Source organism: Serratia sp. MMO-28 (genome assembly GCF_037199905.1).
Lineage (GTDB): Bacteria > Pseudomonadota > Gammaproteobacteria > Enterobacterales > Enterobacteriaceae > Chania > Chania oryzae.
Window position 1 is genome coordinate 234,117 of record NZ_JBBCVB010000001.1, and the last position, 25,689, is coordinate 259,805.

At 50.9% G+C, this 25,689-nt stretch carries 18 protein-coding genes; 16 read left to right on the forward strand and 2 right to left on the reverse strand.

The window, feature by feature from the left end; translation table 11 throughout:
- Positions 1 to 26 precede the first annotated feature (26 nt).
- Together WG891_RS01080 and WG891_RS01085 are read right to left on the reverse strand one after the other, a co-directional pair.
- Positions 27 to 3,107, reverse strand: a complete 3,081-nt coding sequence (locus WG891_RS01080) for an efflux RND transporter permease subunit (RefSeq protein ID WP_337261263.1) — start codon at positions 3,105 to 3,107, stop codon at positions 27 to 29.
- Positions 3,107 to 4,192, reverse strand: a complete 1,086-nt coding sequence (locus WG891_RS01085; RefSeq protein ID WP_337261264.1) for an efflux RND transporter periplasmic adaptor subunit — start codon at positions 4,190 to 4,192, stop codon at positions 3,107 to 3,109. The genes WG891_RS01080 and WG891_RS01085 overlap by 1 nt, the downstream gene beginning before the upstream one ends.
- Before the next feature lie 1,173 nt (positions 4,193 to 5,365).
- On the opposite strand from WG891_RS01085, the gene WG891_RS01090 reads away from it, so the two are divergent.
- The 16 genes from WG891_RS01090 (at position 5,366) to WG891_RS01165 (ending at position 25,609) form a co-directional block, all read left to right on the forward strand.
- On the forward strand, positions 5,366 to 5,563 hold the full coding sequence (locus tag WG891_RS01090) for a DUF4762 family protein (protein ID WP_337261265.1): 198 nt from the start codon (positions 5,366 to 5,368) through the stop codon (positions 5,561 to 5,563).
- Positions 5,564 to 5,774: 211 nt separating this feature from the next.
- Positions 5,775 to 6,455 carry a DsbA family protein gene (locus WG891_RS01095; protein ID WP_337261266.1) on the forward strand — a complete coding sequence of 227 codons (681 nt, stop codon included), beginning with the start codon at positions 5,775 to 5,777 and terminating at the stop codon, positions 6,453 to 6,455.
- Entirely contained in the window at positions 6,455 to 7,402 is a 948-nt protein-coding gene (locus WG891_RS01100) for an ABC transporter (RefSeq protein WP_337261267.1), read from the forward strand. Before WG891_RS01095 ends, WG891_RS01100 begins: the two co-directional genes overlap by 1 nt.
- A gap of 24 nt (positions 7,403 to 7,426) precedes the next feature.
- A complete protein-coding gene (locus tag WG891_RS01105) occupies positions 7,427 to 9,574 on the forward strand; it encodes a peptidase domain-containing ABC transporter (protein ID WP_337261268.1) in 2,148 nt (715 codons plus the stop codon).
- Positions 9,574 to 10,734 carry an efflux RND transporter periplasmic adaptor subunit gene (locus WG891_RS01110; protein ID WP_337261269.1) on the forward strand — a complete coding sequence of 387 codons (1,161 nt, stop codon included), beginning with the start codon at positions 9,574 to 9,576 and terminating at the stop codon, positions 10,732 to 10,734. Before WG891_RS01105 ends, WG891_RS01110 begins: the two co-directional genes overlap by 1 nt.
- Positions 10,727 to 12,682: an ABC transporter permease gene (locus WG891_RS01115; protein ID WP_337261270.1), complete on the forward strand. Its 1,956-nt coding sequence runs from the start codon at positions 10,727 to 10,729 to the stop codon at positions 12,680 to 12,682. The genes WG891_RS01110 and WG891_RS01115 overlap by 8 nt, the downstream gene beginning before the upstream one ends.
- Entirely contained in the window at positions 12,682 to 14,085 is a 1,404-nt protein-coding gene (locus WG891_RS01120; RefSeq protein WP_337261271.1) for a TolC family protein, read from the forward strand. Before WG891_RS01115 ends, WG891_RS01120 begins: the two co-directional genes overlap by 1 nt.
- Entirely contained in the window at positions 14,078 to 15,328 is a 1,251-nt protein-coding gene (locus WG891_RS01125) for a beta-ketoacyl-[acyl-carrier-protein] synthase family protein (RefSeq protein ID WP_337261272.1), read from the forward strand. The genes WG891_RS01120 and WG891_RS01125 overlap by 8 nt, the downstream gene beginning before the upstream one ends.
- A gap of 2 nt (positions 15,329 to 15,330) precedes the next feature.
- Complete coding sequence (locus WG891_RS01130) at positions 15,331 to 16,134, forward strand: hypothetical protein (RefSeq protein WP_443005998.1); 804 nt, start codon at positions 15,331 to 15,333, stop codon at positions 16,132 to 16,134.
- 14 nt (positions 16,135 to 16,148) lie between these two features.
- Entirely contained in the window at positions 16,149 to 16,397 is a 249-nt protein-coding gene (locus WG891_RS01135; RefSeq protein ID WP_076943627.1) for an acyl carrier protein, read from the forward strand.
- Between the two features lie 4 nt (positions 16,398 to 16,401).
- On the forward strand, positions 16,402 to 17,136 hold the full coding sequence (locus tag WG891_RS01140) for an SDR family oxidoreductase (RefSeq protein ID WP_337261274.1): 735 nt from the start codon (positions 16,402 to 16,404) through the stop codon (positions 17,134 to 17,136).
- Positions 17,137 to 18,018: 882 nt separating this feature from the next.
- Positions 18,019 to 20,655 (forward strand): two-partner secretion domain-containing protein, encoded by a 2,637-nt coding sequence (locus WG891_RS01145; RefSeq protein ID WP_337274572.1) that lies wholly within the window; start codon positions 18,019 to 18,021, stop codon positions 20,653 to 20,655.
- A gap of 81 nt (positions 20,656 to 20,736) precedes the next feature.
- Positions 20,737 to 22,434 carry a ShlB/FhaC/HecB family hemolysin secretion/activation protein gene (locus WG891_RS01150; protein ID WP_337261276.1) on the forward strand — a complete coding sequence of 566 codons (1,698 nt, stop codon included), beginning with the start codon at positions 20,737 to 20,739 and terminating at the stop codon, positions 22,432 to 22,434.
- 826 nt (positions 22,435 to 23,260) lie between these two features.
- The gene (locus WG891_RS01155; RefSeq protein WP_337261277.1) at positions 23,261 to 23,809 is read left to right on the forward strand and encodes a tyrosine-type DNA invertase; all 549 of its coding nucleotides are present in this window, start codon (positions 23,261 to 23,263) and stop codon (positions 23,807 to 23,809) included.
- A 495-nt stretch (positions 23,810 to 24,304) separates the two neighbouring features.
- A complete protein-coding gene (locus WG891_RS01160; RefSeq protein ID WP_337261278.1) occupies positions 24,305 to 24,835 on the forward strand; it encodes a fimbrial protein in 531 nt (176 codons plus the stop codon).
- A 99-nt stretch (positions 24,836 to 24,934) separates the two neighbouring features.
- Complete coding sequence (locus WG891_RS01165) at positions 24,935 to 25,609, forward strand: fimbrial biogenesis chaperone (RefSeq protein WP_337261279.1); 675 nt, start codon at positions 24,935 to 24,937, stop codon at positions 25,607 to 25,609.
- Positions 25,610 to 25,689: the final 80 nt, after the last annotated feature.

A 25,689-nucleotide genomic window follows, 5' to 3' on the forward strand; every position in this document is an offset into this window, starting at 1 on the left:
GAGGGCCTGGGAAGAAGAAGGGTAAATCAGGCTTCGGCTTCAGCCGTCACCTTGTTTTTGTCGGAATTCATACAGCTGTAGATGACCGGCAGCACCAGCAGCGTCAGCACCGTAGCAAAGCCCAGGCCGAACATGATGACCACCGCCATACTCTGGAAGAAGGCATCGCTCAGCAGCGGTGCCAGGCCGAGCACGGTGGTAAAGGCGGTCAGCAGGATCGGGCGTAAACGCGAGGTGGCTGCATCGATAATCGCCTCCAGCATCGGTTTCTCCTGGCGTTGCAGGCCGATCTCTTCCACCAGCACGATCCCGTTACGGATCAGCATACCGCTTAAGCTCAGCAGGCCGATCAGCGCCATAAAGCCAAACGGAATACCGGTGAGCAGGAAGCCTAACGTGACCCCGATCAGCGCCAGTGGGATGGTGAGCCAAATCGCCACGGCGTTTTTCAGTGAGCTGAACATCAGCACGGTGATAATGAACATGATCACAAAGGCGATCGGCAGGCTGGTGAACAGCCCGGCCTGTGCCTCTTTGGTACTTTCATAGTCACCGCCCCATTCCAGCTCATAGCCGCGCGGCAGCGGGATGGCGTCAATCCCCGGTTTGATGCGTTGCAGCAGTTCTGCAGAGGTTTCACCGCTCTGGGTGCTTGGATCTGCCTGCACGGTCAGAGTACGTTTGCGATCCAGACGCATGATTAACGGATCTTCCCACTCGGTCTTGAAGCCGCTGACCACGTTATCGATCGGGATAAACGCCTGGCGCGCCTGGCTCCAGATCATCACGTCGTTCAGCCGTTCGGCATTCAAGCGTTCGGAATCCGGCGTTCTCAGCACAATCGGCATCAGCCGGGTGCCATCGCGGTACAGCCCCACGGTGACGCCGCCAAAGCTCATACGCAATGCGCTGTCGATTTCGCGTTTATCCACTCCCAGCTCACGGCCAAGGTAGTCGGAGAACTGCGGACGGATCACCTTGCTGCGTTCCTGCCAGTCGTGCATCACGCCATCGGCATTCGGATCTGAACTGGCCACTTTCTCTGCCTTGGCAGCGAGCGTGCGCAACACGTTCGGATCCGGTCCAATAAAGCGCGCTTCGATCGAGCTGTTGTTGGACGGGCCGAACATGATGCGTTTGGCCTGGGCGTTAACCTGCGGGTAATTATCGCGTACATAGGCTTCGATTTGGCCGATCATGCCCGGGATCTGGTTGAGCTGTTTGGCCCGCACCATCACCTGCGCATAGTTGGAGTATTGCCGCTGTGCGTTATAAGTGAGCATAAAGCGCATGGCGCCCTGGCCCACGGTGACCATGGTATCGCTGACGCTCGGCTGCTCCTTGATATGCTGTTCGATCTGGGCGGCGATCTTCTCGGTATAGGCGATATCGGTGCCGTACGGCAGCCAGATGTCGACAAAGAAGATCGGCGTGTTGGACGGCGGGAAGAAGCTCTGGCGTACGCTGCCAAAGCCGATCACCGACGCCACCATCAGCGCCGCCAGCACCGTCAGAGTCACGGTACGTTGGCTCAGCAGTTTGCTCAGCAGGTTGCGATAGACGCGGAACAACCAGCCATCGTAAGGGCTTTTGGCCGACTCACCCTCTTTCGGTTCGGCGATTTTCTGCTTTTCAAACGCCCATTTGGTGAATACCGGCGTCAAGGTCAGCGCGGTGAACCAACTCAGCATCAGCGAGATCAGCAGCACCTGGAACAATGACTTACAGTATTCCCCGGTGGCGTCGTTGGACAACCCGATCGGAGCAAACGCCAGGATGGCGATGATGGTGGCACCCAGCAACGGGAACATGGTGCGTTTCACCACATTACCAATCGCTTTCAGGGTGCTTTCCCCCTGCTGCCGCCCTACCAGCACGCCTTCGACAATCACGATGGCGTTATCCACCAGCATACTCAGGGCGATCACCAGTGCCCCGAGCGACACCCGCTGCAGCTCGATGTTGAACAGCTTCATGATCAACAGCGTGCCGAGCACGTTCAGCGCCAGCGACGCGGCGATCACCAGGCCGCTGCGCACCCCCATGAAGATCAGTAGGGTACCGACCACGATCAGCAGGGCCAGCAGGAAGTTCATGATAAAGCCGTTTACCGCCCCTTCCACTTCATGGGACTGATCGTAGAAGACGCTGATGTCCATCCCGGCGGGGCGTTCGGCTTCCAACTGGGCCAAACGGGCTTTGACCGCTTCCCCCACCACAATTACGTTGACGTTCGGCGCAAAAGAGACGCCGATGGACAGCGCAGGTTTGCCGTTGGAGCGATAGATATTGTTAGGGGAATGCGTAAAGCCCTGAGTGATGGTGGCGATATCACGCAGGTACACGCTCTTGGCACTGCCCGGTTCGCTGATCAGCAGGTTGCCTAATTCCTGCACGTTAGAAAACTCCCCGGTCGGGTGCAGCCTGATCGACTCACTGCCGACCAGCAGATCCCCGGCATTGGACACCACGTTCTGCCGGCTCAGCAGATCGAACAACCGCTGCGGGATAATATTAGCGGCGGTCATCTGGGCGCGGGAGATTTCGATCTGCACTTCTTCCGGGATGATACCGACAATGCCGACTTTCCCGACGCCGGGCACCACCACCAGTTCACGGCGCAGCAGTTCGGCGAAGTTACGCAGTTCCTGGTTGCTGTAACCATCCCCAGACAGTGAGAAGAAGAAGCCGTACACATCCCCGAAATCATCATTGACGATCGGCGGGCTGGAGCCAGGAGGCAAACGCAGGGTGGCATCGTTGATACGACGACGCAGCACATCCCAGATTTGTGGCAGTTCCGCCGCGCCATATTCAGCACGAATATTGACGGTGATCTGTGACAGGCCGACGCTGGAGATCGAGGTCACATTATCAATGTAGGGCAATTCCTGGATGGCGTTTTCCAGCGGCAGGGTCACCTCTTCTTCCACCTGCTGTGCGGAGGCCCCTTCGTAGCGAGTGACCACCACCGCCGTTTTAATGGTAAATGCCGGATCTTCCAGCCTGCCAATGTTGAGAAAAGCGATCACGCCGCCAATGCCCAACAGCAGGATCGCCAACCAGATACGGGTGCCATTGTTGATGAAGTTCTCTGTCAGTTTCATCACAGACCTCGCTCACGGACCCAGGCGCGCACTTCTTGATTAGGGCGCAATTCACGGGTACCGGCTGCTACGATCCGTTCGCCATCGGCCAGACCGGAAACGATCTGGATACCATTGGCGGTTAATTGTCCGGTTTCAACCCGGCGTGATTCCACGAACAGCTTCCCATCCTTTTCTTTCACTACCCAGACGTGGGGCTGATTACGCGGTGTATTATCCGGATCAAATACCGCCTCTACGGGCACCACAATATTGTTGGCCTGCGTGGCGTTAGCCAGGTTGCCGAGGTTTATTTTTACGCTACCGCTCATGCCGGAGAGCATCGGCAGGTCTTGTGGGCGTGCCATGCTCAGTGTCATTTGATAGGTCAACGAGCCTGACGTGGTGTTGGTGGTGTGTTCTTTATACTGAGCGGTGAATTCGCGGCCCGGTAAATTATTCAGAACGACTCGAGGTTGATACTTGGCGTTGTCTGCATCAATGATGATGAACAAGTTCTCGGGAATGCTGAAAATAACATCCAGCGAATCCAGTGCGTTCAAGATGGCGATAGGCTGGCCTGCCGGGACAACCTGATAGTTACGCGCATCCACAGACGCAATGATGCCCGCGAAGGGGGCGCGGATTTGCATATCGCTCAATTCTTCCTGAGCAAGCTTCAGCGCGGCCTGGGCTGAATCACGAGCGGCCCGTTGTACGTCAAGCTCGGCACGTGGGATCACATTGCGTGCGCTCAGCGTGGCGAAACGGTTGAACTGTGCCTGTGCCAAATCGAAGGTTGCCTGGCGATCTCTAAGGCGCAACCGAGCATCATTGCTGTTGAGTTCAGCAATCAGCTGCCCTTTGCTGACGCGTTCACCTTCACGCACCAGCAACTGTTGCAACTGGCCAGGGCGTTTAAAGGCCAAATAGGTTTTATCACCGGCTACGATCCTGGCGGGGAAGATCCGCTCGCCTTGCTGGGCAGTGTTCATAACATCAAAAATGCTGACCGGACGCGCGCTTTCGTTATTTTCAGGAGTCCCTCTGTCACAGGCGGAAAGGGAAAGTGTGAAAAGCAGAACGGCAACAAGTTTTATATTCACGATGCAATCTCTTGGGATCAGATTTTAAGGGAGCGATGATTTAACTCATTTACCTGCGTACGCTTGCGCGCTGCGGTTTATCGCTCGTCTGGGCCTACTCCGGCCCTTATTCCCGCACCAGATGGCGAGAATATAAACGACTCGTGGCATCTGTTCGGATGGGGTAACAGGCAACGAGCTAAGTTTTCAAAAAGGTACAACAGCACCACGATAGTCAGGGAACCCAAACGATGGGTGGTTCACACCACAACCATCCCGTCTCTTCATGCATTTACAGACAACAAATGCAACTGCTTCATCCTCCTCTTTATGTTGAACATGACTCTTACGAGAGTAGGTCATAACTACGCCGGACGACAGGGAAAATCTGTTATTTCAATCATCCCTGTGTTGTGCTCAAGGTTGCAATCGTTTCCTTCAGTTTCAACCACTCGCAGCTTTTACAAGTTTAGTGTGCCTATGGCAATTGCGATGAAATTATCTTCATGACATGACGATTGAACGCTATCTAAACCCTTACCCAAGCCCCTTGAGGCGTGTAGTCTGGCAGATACCTTGCAGAGTATGTGACACGTTTGTGTCCCTCTTGGTTGAGTTTAAGATGATAAAATGGTTGAAGTCACTAGTAGATCAGGAACTTTCTCGTGCAAAATACCTATAAAGTCAGAGGGAATTCTCGCTTTGGTTGTTTGGCAGTGCCAATCAACTGACAGTTTCCCCATGTCGAAGAGCCGTGATGGGGGAAATGACCGCATTTCCAGAAAAATACCCTTTGGTACTTTGTGAGATTTCCTTTAATACTTTAGTGAGACCACCATGGTAGAATTTCTATATAAGAAATATCCTGGCCATATATTTTATGGTTTTTTAGATGAATGGTGGAGCTAATTGATTCTTGTAATTCTTTATCTAAGAATTTATAAGAAACATCCTGTTTAAATAGTTAAACTGTTTCTAAATATCGTGTTTTCTTTGAAAAAATTATATTGATCTGCTTCTGGCGTCACGCTATCCTTGGCACCTATACAAATGGAACGTAAATAACTTACCTCAATACTACGCTTTAATAAAGGCATGAGTCTCGTGCCTTTATATCAAGCGTAGATTTGTTCTATCGTTAAGAGGAACAATGCTAGGGTTGGTTTTATTTCACTTTTATATAAGGATGATGTTGTGAAAAAGATTAATTTGTTCGAAGCTAATTCAATCGTTGGCGGTACTTGCGAGACGACTTGTACTGTTCGTTACGTTAAACAATCAGCTACCGTTTGCAACGCAGTAACCACTTGTGTAGACAAGAATGGTAAAGAGATAAGCACTTCTTCTGCTCCTACCAGCCTGACCGACTGCGGTATCATTACTGCAGGCTAAGTATTAGCTTAATTTTCCTGTACTTCAGGAAATAACTTCAGCGCTGGTGCGGGAAGAATTTTCGCATCAGCCTGTTTAAGTGTTGTGCTTTTTAATGGACAGGGATGTGATTGCTGCTGGCATTATAAGCAGCGCAAACGTGCTAAAAAGACAATGATTGTCCCTCCTGTTATAAGAGCTAATTAATATGCCTTTTTAGGACGTATTGTTTATGTTCAAGAAACCCTTGTATCTCATCGCTTACACCCTTTTTGTGATTGTTATATCTTCTCTGATAACAACCGCTTATTTCCATTATTTTATTCTTAATCAGAGTTCGGGTGATGGTGCAGAGCAGACTAGCCTGCAGGCAGTGAGCGCTCAAGAGGTACAAAACAGTCCAATAAAGGACGATAACAGCATCATCGAGTTATTCTCTTATGCTTGCCATTACTGTTCAATTAACGAAGAAAATGTGGATAAGTTGGAAGCGCGTATGCCGCAAGGTTCCAAATTAATCCGCCTGCACGTTAATGGCGATCAAATGGGGGCATTTTCACATTCAGCACCACTGTTTGCGACGCTGACCGTGATGGGTATTGAGCCGAAATACCGTGAAAGCGCGTATAAAGCCGTTATCAAAGATAAAATTGACCTGAGCAACACACAGAATCGCGATCGTTGGTTACAGGACAATGGTATTGATCTGGCTGCCTACACCAAAGCCAGCCAGTCTCAGCAAGTGAAAGACCTGCTGAATTATATGACCGAAGTGTCAAAATATTACAAAATTAATGCTACACCGACGTTTATCGTTAATAAGAAATGGTTAGCGCAACAGGATCGAGAATTCCCTGAATTTATCGATAAACTGCTGTCGTTGTTACAACATGACAAGCCGCTGGAGCAATAATGCGCTTATTTGCCGTGTGGTTTTATTTGGCCTGGAGAAATTCTCTCACCAAAATAGCGCGGAGTTTCAATCCAATCCGCCGTGCACACGGTAGGGTGATTTGTTGGATGCTGCGGTATGGCGATTATCGGCTATTACTCGGGCTGGCGGCCGTAGGCCGCTGGCTCAAGTTGAGTAATAGGGGAGAGCGACAGCGTGCCTTTGTGGCCGCTGCCAATAAAAGATGTTTGATTGATGACGATCGCCAGGTCGATTTTGTCAAAATCAGCCAGCGCCGTCGCCTGTTGGAACTGGCGGCAACCTTTGGCCAGAATTCACAGGTGATGGCTCAGCTAGAGCGCTGTAAAGCCGAGCTTAACGCCGTGGTTGAACCTTTGCATCAGTCTGGTTCACCCGTGGTGTTGGCTCCGTTGCATATGGTTTCCGATATGTTGGCGGGGTTGGTGGGGGGAGCGGCATATCCTGGTAAAGCGACGGTGATAGTGTCTGCCAGCATCGAGATTTATAACGAAAAATTTCGGCAGCGCGGGGGAGTCGATCTCTCTTACTGCTCTATTCATGATGATAATCGCGCGATTGCTGGCAATTTAATGACGGCAATTATGGAAGCCACTGAACACCAGCGCAATATTATGATATTCCCGGATATCACCCCGGATTACACCGTAAATGCCAGTAAGGCCGAGACCGCAAAATTACACTGTAGATTATTTGACCGCCCAGCCAATGTGCACAGCGGGGTGATCCGTATTGCCAGAGCGCTGTCGGCGCAGGTGGTTTTTTATTATTTGTATTATGACAAAGAAATAAAAATTCATATTTATCCGCCAGTACCAGCCCGCAAACTGAAAGCGGAGTTGCCCGAAATTATTGAAGCATCCATCACCCGGCACCCGGAAGACTGGCTGCTTTGGCACTCACATTCGTTATTTTTTATCAATGAATAACCTGGAAATTTAAGAAGTCAGATCATGGAAAAGATAATCCCGACGCTGGTTTTTCAAGGCGAAACGAATGAATGTGGGTTGGCCTGTATCTCCATGATGGCCGAGACGCAGGGTATTAGTGCGCCGCTGGAAAGTTTGCGCGAACGCTATCCTGCTTCACAACATGGCACTTCGTTGGCCACGCTGTGTACCATTATGTCGGAATTGGCGATGCCTGCTTATCCGGTGGCCTTTGAACATGATGAACTGGCCGAGTTACCGCTGCCAGCCATTCTGCATTACGGTGCCAGCCACTATGTATTACTGGCTTATCGTAAAGGGAATTACGTCTGCGTAATGAACCCGGCGATTGGCCAGCAATTGCTGCCGATAGAGTCTTTAAAACGGGAAATCAGCGGCTATGCGTTGGTATTGGACGGCGAAACGCAGGCCGATCCCCAGGCACTGGCCAACGTGAAGCGTAGCAAGGGCTCGCGCGCCATGGAGTGCATGAGCCTGAAAGAAACCGCAAGTATCCCCGGTATTTACCGCCTAATGGTGCTGGCGTTTCTGATTTCTCTAACCCTGTTCATTATGCCGACGATGGTCAGTAGCGCCATTAATAAAGTGTTCTCCTCGGCGGGTGAAACTGATTTCCCGTATTTCTACTTCCTGCTGGCGTTTGTGGTGTCGACCACGCTGGCATTTGCCGTGCGCTGGATCACCGAGCGGTTTATCAAACGCTTTGTGGTGGTGAACAGCGTGGCGGGTTTCTCGCGTTTACTGAGTAATTCGCTGAACTTTTTCGATAAACGTGCGCCGGGTGAGGTATTCAGCCGTTTTGCCAACTGGCAAATGGCCTCGGGGATCAAGATTGAGTTGGATAACGGCCTGCGTACCGACTGGATCATCGGCGCGATCGCACTGGCGGTGATGTGTTACATGAGCCCGCTGTTGGCAACGGTGTCGGGGATTGGCGTTACGCTGATGGGGTTGGTCAGCGTCTGGGCAATCTATCGCGATCGTTTCTACACGCAGCAGATGCAGGTCAAAACGGCCGAGCAGAGCGATTTTATTCTGGAAAGTATCCAGGGGTTTTCCACCATCAAATCGGCCGGCCTGGATAGCCAGCGCAAGAGCCTATTTGCCAAGTATGCCCTGTCATTGTTTACCTGCCGTCAGCAGCAGAAGGTTTATGAGCAGGTGAAAAGCAGCCTGTATCAGATGATTGGCAGCCTGGAGATGGTGTGCTTTATGTTCCTGGCATTACCGCTGCTGAAAAACGGCTCGATTACGCTGGGTGAGTTCTTTGCCTATAGCTTTGTGCGTGAGATTTTTACTTCGTACATCACCAAAATCTTCTATGCCATTCTGCAGAAAAACCAGCTTCATGTGATCGACACCCGTGCACGTGACCTTTTCCCGCCGTTGCCAGAGCGCAATGAAGCGGATGATGCTATTCCTGCACCGAGCCCAGCGTTCACCGCGCAGTTGCGTTATCACAATATTGCTTTTGCCTATGATGCCCAACAGCCGGTGTTGCAGGATCTCTCGCTGTCGCTGGAACCTGGCCAAAGCATTGCCATAGTCGGTGAGTCTGGCGCAGGCAAAAGCACCCTGCTGAAAGTGATGACCGGCCTGATGGCTCCGCAGCAAGGTGAGGTGATAGTGGATGGCAAGCCAGTCGACTATCGCCAGGTCTATTCCCTGTTCTTCCTGCAGAGTCAGGAAGATATTCTGTTCAACGCCTCGGTGTTGCAGAACATCACGCTGTTTGATGAGGGGTTTGATGAACATAAACTGCAGCGGATTGAGCATTCTCTCAAGGGCTTGAACCTGACCCCGGTGGTGGAGAAACTGCCGGGTGGCCTGAATGCCCTGATCCGTGAAAGCCATGCCGGGTTGTCATTAGGCCAGCGTCAGCGCTTGCTGTTGGCACGCGCGATGTACAGCGATTGCCCGGTTCTGGTGTTAGATGAACCTACCGCCAATCTGGATGAAGACACGGCACATCGGGTGATGACCACCCTGCTAGCGCACTGTCGCGAATACCATAAAACGCTGATCACCGTTACCCACAGTGAAAGTGTACTGCCGATGTTCGATCGTGTTTACCGTATGTCCAGTGGGCGTATGGAGCGTGTTTCTGCGGAGTTTGAGCCTCAACCTACTCTGACGGCGGCGGTGTGCTGATGAAAACGCCAAGTCAAAGAAAGATGCGGATACTGATGTTGATGGGTCTGCTGGGGATTGCGGCGCTGGTTGGCGTGGCGATCTGGTATTTCACCGCACCTAAGCAGACTCAGGCACTCAATACCGCGGTAGTGACACAAGGTGATATAGAGAAAACCGTGCTAGCTACCGGCATCCTGAAACCGGCACTGCAGGTGAGCGTCGGTGCACAGGTTAACGGGCAGTTGACCAAGCTGTATGTGAAACAGGGCGATCGCGTTACCCGCGGGCAGTTGCTGGCGGAGATTGATCCAACGTTACAACAGAATGAATTACGCAAATCAGAAGCGGCACTGCAAAGCGCTCAGGCACAGAAACAGGTCACGCAGGCAACGCTGCGTCAGTATCAGCAAGAGCTTAATCGCCAACTGCGGCTGGATCGTGACAGGTCCGGCGTTAAAAGCGATCTGGAAAAGGCGCAGGCTTTGTACCAGACGCAGGTAGCACAGTTAAAAGTTAACGAAGCACAGATTGTGCAGGCTGAGATGGCACTGGAAACGGCTAAAGCCAACCTGGGTTTCACCCGTATTGTGGCCCCTATCGACGGTGAAGTGCTGGGGATTGTCACCAAGGAAGGGCAGACCATCGTCTCATCGCAAACCGTGCCGACCATTCTGGTGCTGGCGGATCTCGATACCATGACGGTTCACACCCGCATTTCTGAAACCGATATCCTCAAGGTGCGCGTTGGGCAGCCGCTGTGGTTTTACGTGGTGGCCGATCCTAAACAGCGTTATGACAGCGTAATGGGCTCGATTCAGGAAGCACCAAACGATGCTTTGCAGGAAAACAATCTATCGACATCGACGAATCAGCAGCCTTCAGCGGTCTATTACAATGGCGTTTTTGCTATTGCTAATCCTGAGCGCCTATTGCGTACCTCAATGACTGCACAGGTATTTATCATCACCGAGCAGGCGAAAAATGCCTTGCGCGTACCGATCACCGCGTTAGGTGCGCAGCAGGAGAAAGATCGTTACCAGATACAGGTGATGGAAGGGGATCAGCCGGTGTCACGCTGGATCCGCGTAGGGGCCAACGACAGCCAGTTTGTGGAAGTCAAAGAAGGGCTGAAAGTGGGTGAGCGCGTGGTATTACCGGGGGGCACAGGTCATGGCTGATCAGCGCTCTCCATTGATTGAGCTGCGTGGCATCTCACGCCACTTTGTCTCCGGGTTACAGACGGTCGCGGTGCTGAAGAATATTTCTCTGACTATTCAGCGTGGCGAAATGGTGGCGATCATCGGCGCTTCCGGTTCGGGGAAATCCACGCTGATGAACATCATTGGCTGCCTGGATAAGCCGACAGAAGGTGAGATGCGCATCAAGGGTATCTCAACGCAGTTGGCCAGCAGTGAGCAACTGGCGCAATTAAGAAGCCAGTACATCGGATTTATTTTTCAGCGTTATCACCTGATGCCTTACCTGAGCGCCGCTGAAAACGTGGCTATTCCGGCACTGTACACGGCGATGCCCTCCGCAGAGCGGCAGACGCGCGCGGAATACCTGCTGACCCGGCTCGGGCTGCAACAGCGCATGGAGTACAAACCGGCACAGCTTTCAGGTGGGCAACAGCAACGCGTCAGTATTGCCCGTGCGCTGATGAATGGGGCTGAAATCATTCTGGCCGATGAACCGACCGGGGCGCTTGATAAGGCCAGCGGTCAGGAACTGATGGGGATCCTGCATTCGCTGCATCATTCCGGCCACACCATTATTATCGTTACCCACGATCGCGACGTTGCCAATCAGGCGCAACGGATTATTGAAATCAGCGATGGTGAAATTATCGCCGACAGGCACAACGAAGCCGTACCGCCACAGGATACCAAACCGGCGATGCCGGTAGCCGCAGCCACCGGGCGTGCGCTGTTCTGGCAGAGCGTCAAAGAGGCGGTCAAGATGGCCTGGCGGGCGCTGCTTGGGCACCGGGTGCGGGCCTTTTTGTCGATGCTGGGCATTATTATCGGCATTTCTTCCGTCGTATCGTCCATGGCCGTCGGCGAAGGTGCACGGCAAAGTATTCTTGAGCAAATCAGCCAACTTGGTACCAGCACGCTGGAGGTCCGCCCTGGTTTGGGTTGGGATAAACCCCGCCCTGATTTTGCCCGCTCTCTGAAGCTGTCGGACGTTGAGCTGTTGGCGCGTCAGCCCTATGTTGACAGCGTTTCCCCGGTGTTCAGCAACAGCGTGACGGCCGTGCGCGGGGGGAAAGAGGTGTATGTATCGCTCTCCGGCATCAGTGACGCCTATTTTCGCGTGCGTGGCCTGCGCTTTCTTTCCGGTAACAGCTTTACCCAGCAGGATCTCGATGAGCGGGAACCGGTGGTCATCATCGATCCCGAATTGCGCTCGACGCTGTTTGCAAAAAATGAACAGCCTGAAGGGGAGATTATTCAGCTTGCCGGCGCACCCTATCGGGTTGGCGGCGTCGCTGAACCTAAAGGGGGCAAATTCAGCGGTATGATGCTGGGGGCGTGGATGCCCTATACCTCATTATTGGAACGTATGTCTGGCAACATGCCGCTTGAATCGATCACCCTGCGTTTACGTGACGGTTTCTCGCTGAGTGAAGCACAAACTGACGTGGAACGCTTGCTGGAGCAGGCGCATGGTCAGCGTGATTTCTTCACTCAGACCAACGATCAGATGACTGAGACCATGCGCAAAGCGTCGGATTCAATGTCGCTGCTGATTACCGCCATTGCGGGCATCTCGCTGCTGGTGGGCGGGGTCGGCGTGATGAACATCATGCTGGTTTCGGTTACCGAGCGGACTCATGAGATCGGTATTCGTCTTTCCGTTGGCGCGCGCCCGGCTGACATTATGCGTCAGTTCCTGATTGAAGCCATGGTGATCTGCTCGCTGGGCGGGATGATTGGCATCATTGGCTCCGGGATCGCCGGATTGATTTTTGCTCAGGTTACGCAGCAATTCACCATGATTTTCACCTGGCCACCCATCGTGCTCGCCTGCGGATTTTCTGCGCTGATCGGCCTGGGGTTCGGCTTTTTCCCTGCGCGCAACGCGGCGCGTCTTCACCCGACGGAGGCGCTGGCGCGCGAGTAATGATGAATAAAATTTCTCTAGCCATAACGATCTCACTCTTGCTGACCGGCTGCGGCTCCTTAGTGAAAAGTGATTATCAACAGCCAATGTTGTCGGTGCCGAAGCAGTGGCGGGTGCAAGACACCGGTTCGGGTTTTCTTAAGCAAACCGATCACTGGTGGGATAACTTCAACGATCCGCAGCTCTCGATGCTGATCGGCCGGGTGCTGACCAGCAACAACGATCTGGCGATCGCCGGTTTGCAACTGCGGCAGGCGCGCTTGGCCGCCGGGTTGACCAACACCAACCTGACGCCGAATGTTGCGGTAAATGGCGGTGCCAGCAACACCAAGAATCTGCGGGAAAACCGGGAGCCTGTGGAGGCTTACAGTGCTTCGGTTGGCCTGAGTTATGAGCTGGATCTGTGGGGGAAACTGGCACGTGCGCGTGAGCAGGCCGAATGGCTGGTCAAAGCATCAGAACAGGACCGGCAGAACACGGCGTTAACGCTGATTGGTACCACCGCACAGCTTTACTGGCAGATTGCCAACGTTAATCAGCAGATAGTGCATCAGCAGGCGGGCCTGGAGATTGGCAAGCAAACGCTGGAGATCGTGCAGTCACGCTATGCGGCCGGTAGCGCCGGGCAGATCGAGCTGTTACAGGCGCAGCAATCGCTGCTCGATCGTCAAAACCAATACCAGAACCTGCTGCAACAGCGCGAAGCGGCACGCAACGCCATGGCGATCTTGTTCAACCGTTCACCGAACGATCGTCAGCCTGAGCGGGCGTCATTGGATGTCACGCAAAACGTCCCTATCGCCCAGACGCTGCCGCTGGACGTGATCTCCCGCCGCCCAGACGTTCAAGCTGCCGAGGCTCGTTTGCGCGCGACCTTGGCCGGTTCCGACGTTGAACGCCTGAGCTTCTACCCAACGCTGTCGCTGAGTGCCACGCTGGGCGCGGGCAGCGCTATTTTCCAGCAGTGGTTCAGTAACCCGTACCGAACGCTGGGCACTAATGCCGCACTGCCGTTTGTGCAGTGGAATACGGTGCAGTTGACCATCGAGAAATCGGATCTGGACGTGCAGCAGGCGGCGATCACGTTTCGTAGCAAGGTCTACAACGCCCTGTCGGATGTGGATAACGCCATGACGCAGCGCCTGAGTTATCAACAACAGCGCGCTAATCAGCAACAGAATCTGCAGCTTGCTGAGCAGCGTTGGGCGTTGGCGAAAAGCCAATATGAAGCGGGAGCTATTTCCTTCCAGGCACTCTTGGATGCTGAAGATGCCCTGCTGAACAGCAAAATCAATCTGTCGCAACTGCAGTACAACTACCTCAACGCCACCATGACGCTGTGGTTGGCATTGGGCGGCGGCGTGGAAAAAGACAATGATAGGAAAGGAATAAATCATGAATAGTAACGCGTTGCCACGTCGTGTAGTGGTTACCGGATATGGCGCAGTGACTCCCATGGGGATGAATGCGGCGCAAAGTTGGGCGGCAATGATGGACTATCAGGTTGGTTACCGTCATATCGATAAATCCCAGGCCGGGATCCAGTCATGTTTCATGGGGCTGATTGATGACGAGCCTAACCTGAAAGGGATCCCCGCCGCGATCCGCCGCCGCCTGCCACGCTTTGCCCGCCTGGTGCTGGGGGCCGCACGTGAAGCGATGGAGATGGCGTTTAACAGCGCGAGCCCGGCGGATTATTACGACTTGCTGGATTGTGGCACCATCATCGGCAGCGGCTGGGCCGGCCAGGATGAAACGATCGTGAATTATGATTCTTACCTCAGTACCGGGTTGGGATCGCCGTTTGGCTGTTTCATGAGTATGCCGAACGTCGCCACGGCGGCCTGTAGCCTTTACTGGGGCCTACGTGGTTACCAAAACTCACCGATTGCAGCCTGCGCCACGGGTACTATCGCCATTGGCGATGCCTTTGAAGTGATCCGCAGCGGGCGAGCATCCATGATGCTGGCCGGGGCTGGTGAGTCTTTACGTGCTGACCTTACGGTTTGGAACATTGATGTCTTGCGTGCGTTGGCACGTGAACAGGAAGATATCAAAAAGGCCTGCTGCCCATTCAGCCTTGATCGCAACGGTTTCGTGCTGTCTGAAGGTGCAGCCGTGCTGTGCCTGGAGGAGCGTGAAGCGGCATTGGCGCGCGGTGCGACCATTCTGGGTGAGATCAAAGGGTATGGTAACTATTCTGATGCCTTCGATTTCACTGCGCCTGCTGACGACAAGATTGCCAGGGTAAAAACCATTCAGTATGCGTTGAAACAGGCTGGCTTGGCGGCTACCGAGATTGACTATATCAATGCGCATGGCACCTCAACGCCGCTTAACGATCTGAACGAAACCGAAGCGATCAAGCTCGCATTAGGTGAAGCGGCTTATTCCACACCGCTTTCCAGCACCAAATCCTACTCTGGGCACCTGATCGCTGCCGCAGGTAGTTTTGAGTCCATCATTTGCCTGCAGGCATTACAGCATCAGCTGATGCCTGCCACTTGCCACCTGAACAATCCCGATCCGGCCTGCGATCTGGATTATATCAGCGAGGGACATCGCCCGGCTAAGTTGCAGAATACGTTGAATCTGAGTTTTGGTTTTGGCGGTGCCAATGCCGCTTTGGTGATCGGGCAGGCATGAGCATGATCCTCAACTATAGCGTGCGTGATGCAGAAGAGTGGGCGGCCTTTTCCGGGGATTACAACCCGATCCATTTTGACCTGCAGTACGTGCGCAACATGGGGGCTGAGCAACTGAGCGTTCACGGCATGCGCGCCATGCTGGATATGAAACGGCACCTGAGCGCAGCGCTGCTTGCGGCAACGCCAAAGGAAGATTTTTATAGCTTCAGCACGCGTCTGCGTCACCCGGTGCTTTGCCATACCCCCTACCAGTTACAGATTACGGAGAAGGGTTCGCAGGTCACCGGCAAGTTGCTTGACAGTGCCACACAGGAAATCTGTTTCAGCAGTAAGTTGACGGCGGCTCAGCCGTTGGTGCAGGTGAATGGTGGGCAGGAACATCGGTTAGCGTTGGCAGAGGTGATGGCGCTTAGTCAGCAATTCCCAGGGGATGCGGCAGACGCTGCTCAAACCTGGGGGTTCTTCGATGCGTTGCTGTTCCAACTGGTAGTGAAGTCACCCGAAACCTTGGCCATGGTGACAGAGACATTGCCAGAGCTGACGGCGGCAACGCTGATCGAGGTGTTTGCCCAGATCCCGGTAGTGCAGACGCATCATGAAACCCACTTCAGCGCGAAATTATTGAGCCCAGACGCGCATTTTCACCTGGTGGATCATGTGGATTACGCCATTCAGCCGATGTTAATCATGGGCAACCGAGAAGGCGGTTTTGTATTACGCACCGAGATCCAGGCCAGAGTGCAACAGCAGCCGCTGATAACGACCGCAGTCACATTGAAAACATGGCCGTTGGCCGGTAATTAAATAAGGATATAAAAATGGAAAAGTACGAACAGGTTTACAGCACCGTTTGCGAAATGATTTGTGATGCGAAAGATCTGGAGATGTCCGATTTATCGCCAGAAATGCCTCTGCACCAGCTGAAGCTGGATAGCCTGGACTATGTCGAATTGATGGTGTTGGCCAAGCGTGAGTTTGGTGTGACGCTCACCGCTGAAATGTTTATCGATAAGCCGGAAATGACGCTGGGCGAACTGTGTCAATATTTGGTAGAGCAGCAAGACTAACGCTATGACTAAACAATGGGTATTGGTTACCGGCGGCAGCCGGGGCATTGGCCGTGCGCTGGTGGAAGAGTTGGCCAAACAGTGGAATGTGGTATTTACCTGCCGCAGTAGCCATGCGCAGAGTGCTGAGGTGATTGAAGCCTGCGCCGGTTTACCCGGCTGGGTAGAAAGTTGCGTCTGTGATGGCAGTGATGAAGAGGCCGTTAATCGGGTTGCTCCCGAGCTGCTGGCGCGTTTGGGCGCGCCTTTTGCGGTGATCCATAATGCGGGTATTACGCTGGATGGTTTGCATATTCAGCAAAACGGCGACAACTGGCGGCAGGTGATGGAGACCAATCTGAATGCCATATTCTATTGGAACCGGCACCTGTTGCCAGCCATGTTGGCGCAGGGGGAGGGGGCATTGGTCTTAATGTCTTCTGTCTCAGGGATCAAAGGCAACATTGGGCAAACGGCCTATGCTGCCACCAAGGCGGCGATGATTGGCATGGGCAAATCGTTGGCGCTGGAAGTGGCACGCTTTGGTATCAGGGTCAATTGCCTGCTGCCGGGCATTATTGAAAGCGACATGACGGATGCGATCCCCGCCGAGGCATTGAAAGCGCTGCGCAAGCAAATTCCACTGCGTCGTTTGGGTAAAGCCAATGAGGTGGCTCGCGCGGCGGCGTTTATGATTGGCGATGACAGTCGCTATATGACCGGGCAAACCCTGGTACTCGATGGCGGTTTAACCGTTTGATCTCGTGTTTTACCCAGACTCTAAATAATTCGAGTTGTATGCAGGTGGCTGCAGCATTCCCGATGGGGCGAGCAATGTAGCCAAGACCCATACAGCTCGAAGTATGACTCGCCTATTGCTGTATTGGGGAGATCTCACCGTCCCTCTCTTCTTTTTTAATCTCGTCTATTCCGATAGCCAACAAATTTTGCGGTGCTCACTGCCAATATCTTGCTATGGGTAAGCATGGCTGCATTGATATTTTTCACTGATGAATGAAAGTTTTTTAATTGCGGGTTTTTTCTTGTTTATAAACAAGCTTAATCCTGTAAATTATTGTTAATGTATTAATGGTTGTTCGTAATTAATTGGTTTTTATTGTTGTTTTTAATTTGTCTTTTTTTATGGGTTGGCGTTTTTGTTGGGATTATTCTTGCCTTGTTTTTTCGACACTTATACTTTGATTTTTTGACTTAAACGTTATTTATCAGTAAATTGACTTGCCGCTGCTTTGTTTTTTATTTATTGATTTTATTGTGTTTTTATCATGCCGATGGATTTTTGTTGTTTTTCTATGCAGAGTAATGTCGATTAGGATTGGGTTAATTAAAGCATAATATATTTAAAATCCTGCTGAGTCACCTGAAGAAATATAGTGGCGATTACTATGGTTTCATTGATGCTGGTTATAATTAATTACCTGGGCGCCATTATTTATAGGCAAGGGAGGTAGGCGCAGGGTTAAAAAAATAGACATTGCAAAGGAGTTCTATTAGATTGTTTTTGCCTGCTTTTTGTTTTTTATGTCAAAGAACGGCTTCTGTAGCAGGTATTTAATCCGCCGTTTATTATCCAGAGTTAAAATTAATTTAATCCAAATTGTTCCTATTTCCTTGGATGGAGATGTTATTCATGAGTAAAATAATTAGCTCGATAGGCAATACCTCATTAAACCGCCTCACGCTTGCTATTCTGGGCAGCCTGGCGTTCAGTTCCTGCTACGCGGCCGATCTGCCTGCCAGTGGTGTGGTGAAGTTTGGTTCCGGTACCATCAGCCAGCCCACCAACCAGCAAATGCAAATCAGCCAAAGCAGTGACAAGCTGGCGATTGAATGGCAGAGCTTTAATATCGCCGAAGGTAACAAGGTCAATTTTCAACAGCCGAGCAGTAACTCGATTGCATTAAACCGGGTGGTGGGCACCGAAGGCTCCAAAGTGATGGGGCAATTGAACGCCAATGGCCGGGTATTCCTGGTCAACCCGAATGGCGTGCTGTTTGGCAGCAATGCGCAAGTGAACGTCGGCGGGCTGGTGGCATCTACTCAGGATTTGACCACCACCAACTTCTCTCTCGGCAAGTACAATTTCAGCGGCGGTAACAGCCCAGCCAGCGTAGTCAACCAGGGCACCATCACTGCCAAAGACGGCGGGGCGGTAGTGTTATTGGGCGGCCAGGTCAGCAACCAGGGGAATATTCAGGCCAATCTTGGCAGCGTGAAGCTGGCAGCCGGTAAAGCCACCACCCTGGACTTTGGCGGTGATGGGCTGGTAAATATTCAGGTCACCGGCGCGGCGGCCAATGCGCTGGCGGAAAACAGCGGTTTTATCCAAGCCGATGGCGGCCAGGTGGTGATGAGCGCTGCCTATGCTAACAGCAACGTGCTGCAAACCGTGGTGAATAACACCGGTACGATCCAGGCACAAACCCTGAGTAATAAAGCAGGCAAGATCGTGCTGAGCGGTGGCCAGCAGGGGGGGGTTAACGTGGACGGCATTCTGGACGCCAGCGTTGCTGACCAAGGTAACGGCGGTAATATTGAAACCAGCGGCCAGTCGGTGAATGTTAACGCCAGTGCCAGTGTGGATACCCGCGGCTTTGGCGGCCAGACCGGTACCTGGACCGTGGCTGCCGACAAGCTGAACGTGAATGACAGCACCAGCAGCAACAAAGTCTCGGCACGTGCGGTCACTAATAGCCTGCGCACCAGCAATGTGGAACTGATCAGCAATAGCAGTGACTTGACGTTGGACAACGACGTCAGTTGGAGCACGGCCAATCAGTTGCTGCTGGCGGCACAGGATAACATTGTGCTGAATGCCAACCTGAAAGCCACCGGCAAAAATGCGGGCGTAGCCTTTATTGAAGGCGGCGACTATGTGCTGGCTAAAGGGAAAAGCGTTACCCTTTCCGGCCAGGGTGCCAGCTTCAGCAATAATGGCCAAAGCTATACCGTGATCCAGAATGTGGCCCAGCTACAGGCGATGGAAAACGATCTGGCGGGCTACTATGTGCTGGGCAATACCATCGATGCCAGTTCAACGGCGCAGGGGGCAGGGTTTAGGCCTGTGGGGAGCAGTGCTAGTTTTAATGATGGGAACTCTTTTAGTGGTATTTTTTCAGGATTGGGGAATACCATCAACCAGTTGACCATAAAACAAACACCTATCAGTACCTATGATTCTTCTGCATATTACTCTATGAGTTATATAGGTTTATTTGGAACCTCTATGGGTGAGATCCGTAACGTAGGACTGATTGATACAGATATCAATCCTGTGCATATAGATAGTGTTCAGCCTATAAATTATTATGTAGGTAGTCTTGTTGGTCGGCAATATGGGGGACTTATTCATGATGTCTATGCTAAGAATGTTAATATTACTGTTAATGCCAGTAAAACGTCTGACTATTCTCAAATCGGTGGATTGATTGGAGGGGCTTCAAGTAATATTAGTAACGTATATGTTACTGGGACAGTAAAAAATAACTCCCCACATGGACAACAAACCAATACTGGTGGTCTGATAGCTTCATTATCAGGCCAGCTTGATAATGCCTATGCTGCAGTTGATGTCACTGGTGGAGACCATGCTGGCGGGTTGGTCGGAATTGTCTTTGACGGAGGGATCAGTAACTCATATGCAACCGGTAATGTATCTGCTGCAAGTAATGTTGGGGGATTAGTTGGTACTGCTCGTGGTGTATTCAGCGATGTTTATGCTACGGGGAATGTTAAGGGGATAAGTAATGTAGGTGGATTGTTTGGAGAGATGGATACTGCTGGTTATCAGGTGTCATTCCTGAGTAATGGATATGCTACTGGTCTAGTTAGCGGTAATCTATTATTCGGTGGGTTGATAGGTAGTATCTTTGAGGCAACGATTATTAAGTCTTATGCAACAGGTGATGTAATTCATAACAGTGATGGTTCCGCTCTTATGGTATTAATGGGGGGGTTGGTTGGTTATGCTGGGAAATCCACTATTAGTGACTCTTATGCTTCAGGAAATCTGATTGCTGATACTTTATCGATGTATGAGATGATTGCTGGTGGTCTTGTGGGTAGACTTGTGGGTGTGAATATTAATAATTCCTATTCTACGGGGGATGTGATCGCTAGTGAGGGACGATACAATACGAAGGTTGGCTCACTTGTCGGTGACATCAATAGCGATTTTAGTTCTAGTATCACCAACTCCTACGGTTATGGCACCGTAAACGGCAAAGCCTGTACTGGGCAGTCATACTGCGGCCTGTAACACCCAAAATTCAGCCTGGCGCAAGCCAGGCTTTTTATTGCCTATAGCTGGCTATCCAGCGTCACCTGATTTGACAATATAATGACAAACAATAAAAAAGACTCCCGGCCACACAATATCTGGCCCTTGCTCCCCCTATTACTGGGATTCAGCAACGTACAGGCGGCAACGCCAAATATACCGGATGCTGGGCAAAGCCTGCGTGAGATCGATACCCGTCGGCCAACTCTGGCACCTTCAACCACTCCAGAACTGGGTTTACCCACTCCGCCCACGTCGGCACCGGCTCAGCCCGCCAGCGCTGAACAGCCGACGGTCAAGGTGAATACTTTTACCCTGAGCGGCAACACCCTGTTCCCCAATGCGATTCTGCTGGCGCAATTGCAGGAATACACCGGCCGTGAACTCACGCTGCCGCAACTTTATGAAGCGGCGCAGCGTATCACTACCTATTATCAGCAGCGTGGCTATGTGCTCAATCGGGCCTATCTTCCAGAACAAGAAGTTGAAAAGGGCGTGGTCAAGATCGCGATACTGGAAGCGCACTATGGCGAGATCAAAACCGACAACAGTTCGCGCCTTTCTGATGCTACCTTGAAGCGCCTGATTGGCCGGATTACGCCAGATGCCGCGATTAACGCCGGTCAACTGCAGCAAACCCTACTGCTGCTGAACGATACCCCCGGCGTGCAGGCCCGCTCGACCCTGCTCACCAGCAAAAAAGCCGGAGCCGCCGATCTGCTGGTGGAGGCCAAACCCGCCCCTTTGTTTAGCGGCAATCTCGATCTGGATAACTATGGCGGCAAATATACCGGCAAAAACCGCTTGAATGCCGATGTCTCGGTTAACAGTCCGTTGGGCTTGGGAGATCGCCTGCGCCTGCGCGGTTTGGCCAGCGATGCGCGGCAGTATTATTACTTTCTGTCGTACGATGCTCCGGTTAATCGCTGGTTTACTCGCGTAGGCGCTTCTTACTCCAATATGGATTACTCGCTGGGCAAAGACTTTGCCGACTTGGACGCACACGGTAATGCCCGCACCACCAGTGCCTATGTTTCTCACCCCTTGTACAGAAGCCGAACCCTGACTCTCAGCGGCCAACTGCAGTTTGACGACAAACGGCTGCGGGATGATATCGATTTATTCGACAGTAAAAGCCACAAAAACAGCCAGCTGTGGACGGCCAGCCTCAGTGCCAACGGCCAGGATAGCGTTGGTGGCGGTGGCTTGAATTTTGTTTCTGCCAGCGTCAGCAACGGCCATCTGGAGATTACCGATCCGTTCACCGCACAGAACGACAGCAAAACCGCGCGCACTGCGGGCAACTTCAGCAAGTTTAATCTGACCGCACTACGCCTACAGATGCTCAGCGAACGCTGGAGTGTCTATGGTCAGTTCAGTGGTCAATTGGCGTCGAAAAACCTCGACTCCTCAGAGCAATTTTCGCTGGGGGGCGTCAACGGCGTGCGTGCTTACGCTTCTGGCAACACCAGTGGCGATCGGGGTTGGCTGACCAATCTGGAATTGCGTTACGCGATAACCCCGGCCTGGCAGTGGAAAACCTTCTTTGATTACGGTGGAGTGAAAACCAGTAAGTCGCCATGGACGATGGATAAAAACCACCAGCGGCGCGGCGCGCTGGGAACCGGTGCCAGCTGGTTTGGTGATAAACGCCAGGTTTCGCTGCAACTGGCGTGGCGGGTGAATCACCCCGATGACAGTGACAGTCAACGGGATGGCCAGCCGCACATGTGGCTACAGGCCTCACAGGGTTTTTAGCACTGGTTGCTCGCTTCAGCGCCCATCGTCACCCAATGGGCGCTGAGGCAATGCAATCAATAGAATCTATATTTTACATCATGCAAGTGGCTTGCAGCGATCTGCAGGGGGTTAGGTATGTGCCGAGTCGTGCAGCCAACCTCATACAACTTGAAGTATGATGGGTATACACTTATCCGCTCTGAACCGAAATAAACATCAATAACACTGAAGCGTGCTCTCCCAGCGACGGTGTTTTCGCTCTGCGTTGTTACCGAGGGCCCTTTCTTTTGTGTTTCTTCTGACATAGTAACTAACCTGTACTGATTTGGTGATTACCTCCCTAGAAATGACCACACACTGGGAAGGTGGATATAGGTTATCGTTACAAGCTTTAAGGATGATTCTGGTATTTTTTCTGGAATTGTCTTGTTTTTAATTTTTGTGGTGATTTAATCCAATTGTGAGTGTTTTAATAGATAATAATATTGCCTCTGAGTTTTTTATTTGGAGGGGAGTATTAGTGTTAATTCACTTTTTCTATTTGCTTATATCTATTCTTCTTTATGTTTTTTAACCATTATGTATAAAAATTAGTTAACTTGCTAATTTTAGTTTAGCCCTTTTTATCTGGATTTAACATGAGTAATGCTTAAGTTTGTGCGCGGGTATTTTAAGCGGACTAATATCGTGGCTGTTACATTTACGCTTATCGGCTATACTCTATTCAGGATTCAGGATTCAGGATGTTATCCGGAGGCAGGAGTTAACGCTCCTGAATGTTACTGTGGAAATGACAAAGGAAAAAGCAATCCACATTTTTCTTTGTAAAGATTAACGAGGTACTATGACCAGTCGTAAGCATTTAACACCTTCTGAGGTGGAAAGGCTGCTTGAAGCAACCCTAAGGGGTAAGAATCCTGAACGCGATTATTGCTTGATTTGGATGTGTTTTATCCATGGATGTCGAGTGAGTGAGATCAACAGTTGGCGGCTGTCTGATATCGATCTTGATGGGGGCAATATCTATATCCATCGGTTGAAGAATGGCTTTTCTACCATTCACCCCTTGTATGTCCGTGAGAGGAAATGCTTACAGCGTTGGATGGCAAAAAGAAAGTATTACCGAGGGGCTGATAGCGAATGGTTGTTTCTTTCTAACCGAGGTTCGCGTTTATCACGTCAGCGAATCTATTGGTTAATTCGTAATTACAGCGAGGCAGCAAATTTAGAAGTAAATGCTCACCCACACATGCTTCGTCATGGCTGTGGTTTTGCATTGGCAGATAGAGGAATAGATACGCGCTTGATTCAGGATTTTCTTGGCCATAGGAACATTCAAAATACTGTGTTATACACAGCAAGCAACGCTAGAAGGTTTAAAGAAGTATGGTGATTAGTACGTAATTAAATATGTCTAATGAGTCACTTTGAACTAAATTGCAACATACTCTAAGGATGCCCCAAAATAATGTCAACAATAACGATTTAATATTTTTCCTTTTCGTTAAAAATTAAATTAAAACAATGGGTTAATCAATTTATTCTGCTTAAAAAATTCTTAGGAAGATCTAAGTTTTTTCTCAATTTTTGCAAGGCCATGCCCATCCGCAAAAGAACTTTCCTTTCCATTCAGAGTTTATGACTATTTTATTTAATTTAAAAGAATATTATTCTGATAATAAATTTAAAAAAATTACATTTTAGATAATTTAACTAAAGGAGTCACTTTAGTTCAAAATGAATCGTTTGGCTGGAAAGGTTAGCACTGCTCAATACCTATTGACGGAGGTAGCTTCCAGACAATGAACTAAATAAAAAGGAATGACATAGGATTATGTCAGAAATAAACAAGTGCGCGAGAAGTGCATTATTTTAAAGGAAAAGTAGTATGAACAAGAATCTTGTCGCCGTTGCCGTGTTAGCTGCCTCCGCGTTTACCGCCAATGTGTTCGCTGCTGATGGTCAGGTTAACTTCACCGGTACTATCATTCCACAGGGTTGCGATATCTCCACTTCGACCAAAAACCAAACCGTTGATCTGGGTAAGATTGCTGCGTCTTCTTTCCCATCTGCTGGTTCAGTATCTGGTTCTAAAGGATTTTCTCTTGTATTGAGCAACTGCCCGGATACCGTTACTGCTGCTAGCGTCCGTTTTGATGGCAACCAGGTACCAAATAATAACTCTATTCTTCAGTTAACTGACCCTACCGCTGCTACTACTGCTAAAGGGGTTGGCATTCAGATCGCTGATGGTAACAACAAAGTGATCAACCTGTATCAGGACTCTACTCCTCAGACATTGCAGCCAGGCACTGCTATAAATACTTTGAGCTTCGTTGCAAGCTATATTTCAACTGCAGCCTCTGTAACCCCAGGTGCAGCTAACGCAGTTAGCAACTTTACCATTGTTTATCAATAAGTTTTGTCTGCCTGATTTAATAACGGCAGTATAAAGCCTGGTCAGGGGGGGGATGCCGCCCCTGGCTTTTCTCTCAATGGTTTACGTGGGTAATAAGAAATGAAAGTTTGGCGGAGCGCGACGGTCGCAGTGCTATTATTGGCGTTTGGCTTGCAGGCTCAGGCGGGAGTTATTGTTGGTGGAACCCGCCTGATTTACGATGGCGCAAAAAAAGAATCCTCTTTAGGCATCAGTAACCCTGACAAAGTCCCTTATCTGATTCAATCTTGGGTAGATTCTCAAGACGGCGATACTTCTAAAGTCCCATTTATTATTACTCCGCCTTTGTTCCGCTTGGATGGCGGGCAAGATAATATTCTGCGTGTAGTTCGCGCTGGCGGTAACCTGCCCACAAATAAAGAATCCTTATATTGGCTGAACATTAAGTCTATTCCGTCAGCTGAGAAAAAAGACAATACGTTGCAAATTGCGATTAAAACCCGCATTAAGTTGATCTACCGTCCTCAGGGCTTGCCGGGTTCACTGGAAGAAGCTGCTAAAGCATTAACGTGGCAACGCAGTGGCAACGCAGTTCAGGTTACCAACTCTTCACCGTACTACGTTACCTTCTTCAAGGTTAAAGTAAACGGTAACCAAATTAAAAATGCCACTATGGTTGCACCGCAGTCCAGTGCTCGATTTGAGCTGCCTGCGGGAGTTAGTGGTGGTGCTTTGAGCTGGGAAATTATTAACGATTACGGTGGCACCAGTAACCCCTTCACCGGGAATTTATAAAGCACACGTCAAGATAACTAAAATCAATCCCTGTACAGGTAGTAACGGGGAAAGGACGCGGCTGGCCGGAATCTACTGGC

Bases quoted from the DNA above. Each gene is read 5' to 3' on its own strand.
- WG891_RS01125 (WP_337261272.1), top strand. From the start codon at position 14,078: ATGAATAGTAACGCGTTGCCACGTCGTGTAGTGGTTACCGGATATGGC.
- WG891_RS01130 (WP_443005998.1), top strand. From the start codon at position 15,331: ATGATCCTCAACTATAGCGTGCGTGATGCAGAAGAGTGGGCGGCCTTT.
- WG891_RS01120 (WP_337261271.1), top strand. From the start codon at position 12,682: ATGATGAATAAAATTTCTCTAGCCATAACGATCTCACTCTTGCTGACC.
- WG891_RS01115 (WP_337261270.1), top strand. From the start codon at position 10,727: ATGGCTGATCAGCGCTCTCCATTGATTGAGCTGCGTGGCATCTCACGC.
- WG891_RS01160 (WP_337261278.1), top strand. From the start codon at position 24,305: ATGAACAAGAATCTTGTCGCCGTTGCCGTGTTAGCTGCCTCCGCGTTT.
- WG891_RS01105 (WP_337261268.1), top strand. From the start codon at position 7,427: ATGGAAAAGATAATCCCGACGCTGGTTTTTCAAGGCGAAACGAATGAA.
- WG891_RS01155 (WP_337261277.1), top strand. From the start codon at position 23,261: ATGACCAGTCGTAAGCATTTAACACCTTCTGAGGTGGAAAGGCTGCTT.
- WG891_RS01110 (WP_337261269.1), top strand. From the start codon at position 9,574: ATGAAAACGCCAAGTCAAAGAAAGATGCGGATACTGATGTTGATGGGT.
- WG891_RS01165 (WP_337261279.1), top strand. From the start codon at position 24,935: ATGAAAGTTTGGCGGAGCGCGACGGTCGCAGTGCTATTATTGGCGTTT.
- WG891_RS01145 (WP_337274572.1), top strand. From the start codon at position 18,019: ATGTTATTCATGAGTAAAATAATTAGCTCGATAGGCAATACCTCATTA.
- WG891_RS01150 (WP_337261276.1), top strand. From the start codon at position 20,737: ATGACAAACAATAAAAAAGACTCCCGGCCACACAATATCTGGCCCTTG.
- WG891_RS01080 (WP_337261263.1), bottom strand. From the start codon at position 3,107: ATGAAACTGACAGAGAACTTCATCAACAATGGCACCCGTATCTGGTTG.
- WG891_RS01140 (WP_337261274.1), top strand. From the start codon at position 16,402: ATGACTAAACAATGGGTATTGGTTACCGGCGGCAGCCGGGGCATTGGC.
- WG891_RS01095 (WP_337261266.1), top strand. From the start codon at position 5,775: ATGTTCAAGAAACCCTTGTATCTCATCGCTTACACCCTTTTTGTGATT.
- WG891_RS01135 (WP_076943627.1), top strand. From the start codon at position 16,149: ATGGAAAAGTACGAACAGGTTTACAGCACCGTTTGCGAAATGATTTGT.
- WG891_RS01100 (WP_337261267.1), top strand. From the start codon at position 6,455: ATGCGCTTATTTGCCGTGTGGTTTTATTTGGCCTGGAGAAATTCTCTC.